6 protein-coding genes are annotated in these 6,582 nt (G+C 47.2%); all 6 read right to left on the reverse strand.

Annotated features, from left to right (window positions below):
- Window positions 1-4: 4 nt before the first annotated feature.
- Complete coding sequence (gene ispE, locus T472_RS01265) at window positions 5-847, reverse strand: 4-(cytidine 5'-diphospho)-2-C-methyl-D-erythritol kinase (RefSeq protein WP_023387167.1); 843 nt, start codon at window positions 845-847, stop codon at window positions 5-7.
- A 126-nt stretch (window positions 848-973) separates the two neighbouring features.
- On the reverse strand, window positions 974-1,219 hold the full coding sequence (locus tag T472_RS01270) for a Veg family protein (protein WP_023387166.1): 246 nt from the start codon (window positions 1,217-1,219) through the stop codon (window positions 974-976).
- A 195-nt stretch (window positions 1,220-1,414) separates the two neighbouring features.
- Window positions 1,415-1,945, reverse strand: a complete 531-nt coding sequence (locus T472_RS01275) for a Gx transporter family protein (protein WP_023387164.1) — start codon at window positions 1,943-1,945, stop codon at window positions 1,415-1,417.
- A gap of 10 nt (window positions 1,946-1,955) precedes the next feature.
- Window positions 1,956-2,354, reverse strand: coding sequence for a NusG domain II-containing protein (locus tag T472_RS01280; RefSeq protein ID WP_023387163.1), 399 nt, complete (start codon window positions 2,352-2,354; stop codon window positions 1,956-1,958).
- Window positions 2,355-2,465: 111 nt separating this feature from the next.
- Window positions 2,466-3,374: a DMT family transporter gene (locus T472_RS01285; protein ID WP_023387162.1), complete on the reverse strand. Its 909-nt coding sequence runs from the start codon at window positions 3,372-3,374 to the stop codon at window positions 2,466-2,468.
- A gap of 15 nt (window positions 3,375-3,389) precedes the next feature.
- Window positions 3,390-6,269, reverse strand: a complete 2,880-nt coding sequence (locus tag T472_RS01290) for a penicillin-binding transpeptidase domain-containing protein (RefSeq protein ID WP_023387161.1) — start codon at window positions 6,267-6,269, stop codon at window positions 3,390-3,392.
- Window positions 6,270-6,582: the final 313 nt, after the last annotated feature.

Here is a 6,582-nt window from a genome sequence, read left to right on the forward strand (position 1 = left end):
TCCTTTATCGCGTCCTCGTAAGTATGACTTCCCTGTACTTGTCCCTGAAGAAACCTTCGGCTTTTCTGGCATCCTCGGAACTACTGAATATCCCGTAGACTGTAGGTCCGCTTCCGCTCATTAGGGTACCTATCGCTCCATGTTCAGAAAGCGACTCCTTGATGGTCTTCAATATAGGGTGCTTCCTCAGGGTCACATTCTCAAGCAGGTTACGCATGTTGTATGCGACTAAGTCAAGATTCCTAATATCCATTGCAGCGATCAGCCTTCTTGTTGATACATGCCTCTTCACCTTGTCCAGCTCGAATCCCATATATGCGTCCTTGGTCGACACCCCGAATGCAGGCTTTACAAGCAGCACATCAACACCACTAAATGGCTTAAGAGGCTTCACGATTTCCCCTATTCCGCTGCAGAGGGCTGTACCGCCCACAAGGCAATATGGTACATCAGCACCTACCCTGAGTCCAAGGTCCATCATCTCTTCAAGGGACAACCCAAGTTCATAAACCTCATTCATCCCTTTGATTACCGCAGCAGCATCTGTGGAACCTCCGGCAAGTCCGGCAGCTACAGGTATGTTCTTCTCGATGGATATCCTGACGCCCCCGTCAATGCCACATCTCTCGATCATCATTTCAGCAGCCTTGTAGGCTGTATTTTTTGCATTGCAGGGGATGTACTCCTTGCTGCATGACAAGGTGATCCCCTTGTCTGCCTTCTCTATCTCAACTATGTCATGCAGTTCGATCTCCTGCATGACCATTTCAAGCAGATGATATCCATCTTCCCTCTTACCTACGATATCAAGGGACAGGTTGATTTTCGCATGTGCTTCGATCCTCATTTCAGGCATCTCCTTACTGTAAGGGTGATTACTCACCCAGGGGTGATATTAAAACCCACAGATTCATTCTCCTAAATTATATCCTAAAATAAAGAAGAAGGCACCCGGATTGTTCTCCGGATACCTTCAGTTCTTGTATAACAGCTGAACTGTCTTTGTAAGTACGTCTGAGTAGCTGAATGTAACAGTTCCTTTGCTTTCGTTGTCCAGTCTCACTAAAAAAATACTGGAATAAGCCTGTTCGATTATGCCGGTGCTCTCGTAAATCTTCCGTCTGCCAACATTGGCTTTCAATTTGACGTTTTTTCCTACGTTGTTCGAGATCTCCTCGCGTATGGCCTCAATGCTCTCTACGCTGGTGTTCCTATCCATCAAACCACCTTCTTCCTGTACCATTATAACCTAAAGAAGATTTTCTGTCAAATTATAACTTTTAATATTATCACTGCCTGTATACAGTGTCAATAGTCTTCGTTAACAATTCATTCACTTTTGTAAAATATTTTTTCAAGCATCCAAGTTTTATTTCTGCAATAAAAAAGCACCATGCCATGCATGATGCTCCTCTTATTCGACTACAGCCATGATCTTCTTCAAGGAAGGTATCTTCCTCAAATGAGCCATGATGAAATTAGCAGTGATACCCACGAATATTCCTGTTCCGATACCTATGAAGGTCAATACCGGGAGGTACAGCATTACCGCTATGTTCTGCACTATATAGGATGCAACCAGAAGCTGCCCTATGTTGTGGCTTATGGCTCCAGCGCCGGATACACCGATGATGGAGACCTTATCCTTCAAAAGGTTCTTCACCGCTGCCATTACGATAAGGCTAAGCAATCCGCCGCTCAGGCTATACATCATAGATGACAGGTTGCCGCCGAAGAAGGTCGCAAGGAACACCCTCAGAAGCACCACTACCAGGGATGACTTTAATCCCAACGTATAGAGGGATATTATCGTGAAAATATTGGCAAGTCCGAGCCTCGCACCAGGAACACCAATAGGAAGAGGTATCATTCCTTCCACTACATGCAGCACAAGAGCCTGAGCTACAATTAGCGCAATGAAGACCATTCTGGTTGTCTTATTCATCCTATACACCTCAATTCGTGGTAATATCGGTCTGGTCTTTATCCGGAACCGTACCCTTTACTTCAACCACTACCTTGTGTGGCAGACAAACTATGGTGTCACCCGGTTTGCTTGCAGCCCCCTGATATACGCACACCTGGTCGGGACAATCGGCCTCGAACATCATCACCTTCCCATCAACGACCCTAAGGAGGTTCATCCCAAGTTCCGTCCTGACAAGCAGCTCTTCGCTTCCCGTATGCCCCGTGAGCTTTATAGTCTTGTATTCCTCTCCCTGAACCGTTACGACAGCATATACGCCGTCAGCCTCTTCATTTCCTGCAACTGTCAATGCGAATATGCCGACAGGCACAAAGGACAGGAGTACGAATAATGCAATTATTATAATATCCCATTTCTTAACTTTCATATCATTCCCTATTTCACCTAAAAAGGTATTACTCATCAACCTGTAAATTATAGCAGATTTTACAGGATTATGGTACAGTACCAACACTAAAAATTGCTTAAAAATTCACAATCAGATGGAACTGATTTTCCGTTTCGTTTTTCTAAGCACTCCGTCAAAGGCAGCCAAGTAGCTTCCGATCATCATAAGCAGCAGGGCTGCCAGGAAGGTCGGAGACAATGGGTCACGGAATACAGCATACGATATGGCAGCCCCGATGAACGGCGCAACAGCATAATATGAGCTTGTCCTTGCGGCACCAAGTCCTCGCTGTGCATATACATAGAGCCATATGCTCATTCCATAGGAGAAGAATCCCAGGAGCATCGCATATAGTACAAAAGCCAGCTCAGGAGGTGCATCTCCAATCAAAACAGCAACAATGAGAGACCCCGCGCCTGATCCAAGGCCTTTGATCACAACCACCTGAAGCGGGTCCTTCAGTGAAAGCATCCTGGTGCAGTTATTCTCGAAGCCCCATGCTGTTGCTGCTAAAAGCACGAAGACTGAACCAAGTGAAAAATCCAGGCTGCCAGTTTCCCCAAGTGACAGGAGCATGCTGGCTGCAGTGATTACTGCTATACCCTTCCATAGTCTCTTCGATACAGGCTCACCGAACAGTATGAATGCTATTATCGATGTGGCTGCTATCTCAAAGTTGTTAAGAAGCGATGCATTTGAAGCGGTTGTCATCCTTAGCCCAACCATAAGCAGGATCGGCGCTATGATATCAAGGATGATCATAAGCACCACGAAGGTCAGGTCACCCTTGTCCAGCCTCATTTCCTTATGTCCATTATTTAAGCCTTTACGGAAAAGGGCAACCACGGACATACCCGTTCCAGCTCCCAGATAAAGGAAAGAAGCCATGAAGACGGGCGTAGCCTCCGCAAGCAGAAGCTTCGATGCCGGAGCGCTTGCTGCATACAGTGCCGCAGCGGCAAATGCCATAGCCGCATATTGTGCCTTCACTCTCTCCATGGTACCTCCATGATCCTACGGGCTTACAGTCGTCTCATCCTCTATCGGATTTCCGTCATAATCGCCTGTTACCGCTTCATAAGGGTCATCAATCTTATAGTTGTATTTTCTGGTGTAGCCCGGATACTCTGACTCCAGAACGTCCTTGAAATACTCCTCGTACATTGCAAGTGCAATCGGGGCGACATACGATCCTCTGGTGCTGTCGTATATGACTATGGCAATCGCTATCTCAGGGTCGTCAGCAGGCGCGTATGTGACATACACTCCGTAAGCTGACCTTCCTATGAATGTTGAATCATTGCTCCGTACGCTGGCTGTTCCTGTCTTTCCTGCGGTAGCTATGGGGAAGTTCCTGAATGTCGAGTAGGCCGTACCACCTAGTTCATTTACTGCCCTCATGCTGTTCCTGACAGCTTCCAGCGTGGCTTCGCTTATCCCTGTCTCCTCCAGCACTTCAGGCTGGTTTTCAAGTATCACGTTGCCTTCCTCATCCAGCACCCTGTCCACCAGTGAGGTCCTGTATCTTGTTCCGCCGTTGGCTATCGTCGCTATGGAGTTTGCCATCTGAAGGAGGCTTATCTGGGTATCTCCCTGTCCCAGTGATGCTGAGATCACATTGACCGGGCTCCACATCTCATTGACCTTGTCGTATACTATATATTCAGCTATCTGGTTCGCATAGTAGCTTGCCTTCTCTACATCAGACCCTGCAGGCAGAGTATCTATGAAGCCCTGGAAAAGCGGTGTCAGTATCTTTGAGAGGTCCTCAAGCTTCGGACCTTTCCTGATGTTTGCATCATCAAGGCTGATATCAAGGGCATCCTTCACTGCATCCTTTATCGCCTGCTTTGCCTGGGCCATTGGATCCAAATCAGCCTTGTCAATTCCAATGCTTAGCGGTTTGAACGAGGATCCGTTCCTTGCCTTTCCAGCATTCAGGAATTCAACCACTCCGAAATTTATGAGCCTTTGGGTTATAAGCCTCTTGCTGTCATGGTTGTATACATTGCTTTGAATATTCTCGCTTATCTCGATCCCTGTAGTGCTGTGGGCAGGCTCAGAAGGATCGTGTCCCAGACCAAGCTTCCATGCCCATTCCGAAATGGAGTTCAATCCACCGTTCTGGTAAAGCCGGTATCCAAGGTCTGCAAAGTATACGTTTGAAGACTTCGCCATCGCCTTGTTCAGTGTAAGAGAACCGTAGGCAGAGCCTCCGTCATTCCTAACCCTGTAACCTCGCAGGGATGAGCTTGTGAACGATCCGCCATCGAAGATTACTGTCGAAGGCGTTATAGCGCCTTCCTCAAGGGCCGCTACAGCAGTTATGGGCTTGAATGTGGATCCTGGTGGTGTTATTCCCTGCGTTGCGTAATTGAAGAACGGCCTGGCATAAAGATCATACGGATCCCTTCTCGTACCGTCTGAATTAAGTGGGAAAAGGTAGTCAACGCTTATCGCCTTTCCTTCCTTGTCTTTCAGGTTCAGCCTTTGTATGAGGTCATTTCCGAAGGCTTCATAGTCAGGATTGAAGTACTTCCTGTAAAGCTCAGGAGTAAGCCTTCCAGGTACAGCGAAAATATTGGGGTCGTAGCTCGGGAAGTTCGCCAAAGTCAGCACTCTCCCAGTCTTTACCTCTATTGCCACTACAGCTCCCCTTGTCGCATTAGAGGAATCGGAAATGTATCCGCCTGTCGTATGTATCCTGTTTGTTGTAGTGAGCTGCGTAGAGATTTCCTTTAGTCCCTTTTCAGCTACGTTCTGCAGCTCCATGTCGATGGATAGCTGCACTGTATTTCCCGGATTGACATCCAGCCTGAAGAGCTCCTTCACGGTCCTTCCATTCTTGTCGACCTCGACCGTGCTGCCTCCCTTGCTTCCCTTGAGCCTGTCTTCGTAAGCCGCCTCTATCCCTGATGCGCCAATGTAATCGGTCGAGACATCATATCCCCTTTCCTCATACCTGTCCTTCTGGGCACTGTTTATCGGTGAAAGATACCCAAGCACATGAGCCGCCATCTCCCCATAGGGATAAAGCCTTATGGGTTCGGTGTCCACCTGTATTCCCGGAAGGTCAGACAGCTGCTGCATGAATGTGAAAGCGCTGTCCTCCTTCATGTTGTTTACTATGGTGACAGCCCTTGAACCCTGGTAGCTCTCCATGGTTATGCTGTCCTTTATTTCTATGTAATCCCTTATAGCAGTATCTGAAAGCCTTGTGCTCATAAGGGCATAAAGCTCATTGCCGCTCATCTTCGCATACTCCTTGTTCTTTTCTGAACCATCTTCAAGGGCTTCATAGATCTTGTACTTCTTTATAAGATAATGGAATGTGTCCTCTGCTCCGTAAGCCATCACCATGTCGTCAAGCAGGTCCGTCTCCGATTCGTTGAGCTCGGAGATCTTTCCCTTTCCTGTTGACTCTTTCAGCGACTCGTTGAAAATAAGGGAATCAATCCCCCTGTCCTTCTTCCATCTGAGCTCTAGGCGCCTCAGCCCCTCCGGGGTTTCAGAGGAAAACTCGAACCTGAAAGGCAGAAGCTTGAGTTCGAAGGAATCAGAAGCAGACTCACCTGCCTTTTGGAGCAGTGAGTTTACCTTGTCTATGGTATTGTAAATCTCTTTCCTTGCCTCTGCGGTATCCACGTACACAAGCTTGTAGCTCTGTACCGATGTGGCAAGGATATTCCCCTTACTGTCGATGATGTCCCCCCTCGGGGCTTTCTCGCTAAGGTTCTTGATGAACTCGTCATTGGCCCGCTCAGCGTACTCCTCGCCCATGATCACCTGCAGCGTAGTCAGCCTTGCTATGATGACACTGAATACTGCAAGCATTACTATGAGCAGCGCGTTGTATCTGTCAAATCTCTTCTTTTTTCTATTCTTAAAATCCATATCAATCCTCTTCTTGAATTCATACACATATCATACTACAGAAGCAATCTTGCTTAAACCTTAAGAAAAGATGAACTTTCCCTTTGAAGCCTTATTGAAAATGGCTTATATCCCGCTATATTGTATAATTTATTAGGAAAGAATTGTTGAGGGGAAAAGAAAAGGCCATCAGATGCAGTACAGCATCGATGACCCGAATGCAATTTTTCCTATTGGACAAAATCGCGGGAGAAGCCTGAGACTATGGGGATTCAATCATACCCATCGCCTCGTGAACCGGACTAAAGAGGTACCACAATGAACCTGAAGCCCT

It is taken from the genome of Youngiibacter fragilis 232.1 (assembly GCF_000495435.3).
GTDB classification, from domain to species: Bacteria; Bacillota; Clostridia; order Clostridiales; family Clostridiaceae; genus Youngiibacter; species Youngiibacter fragilis.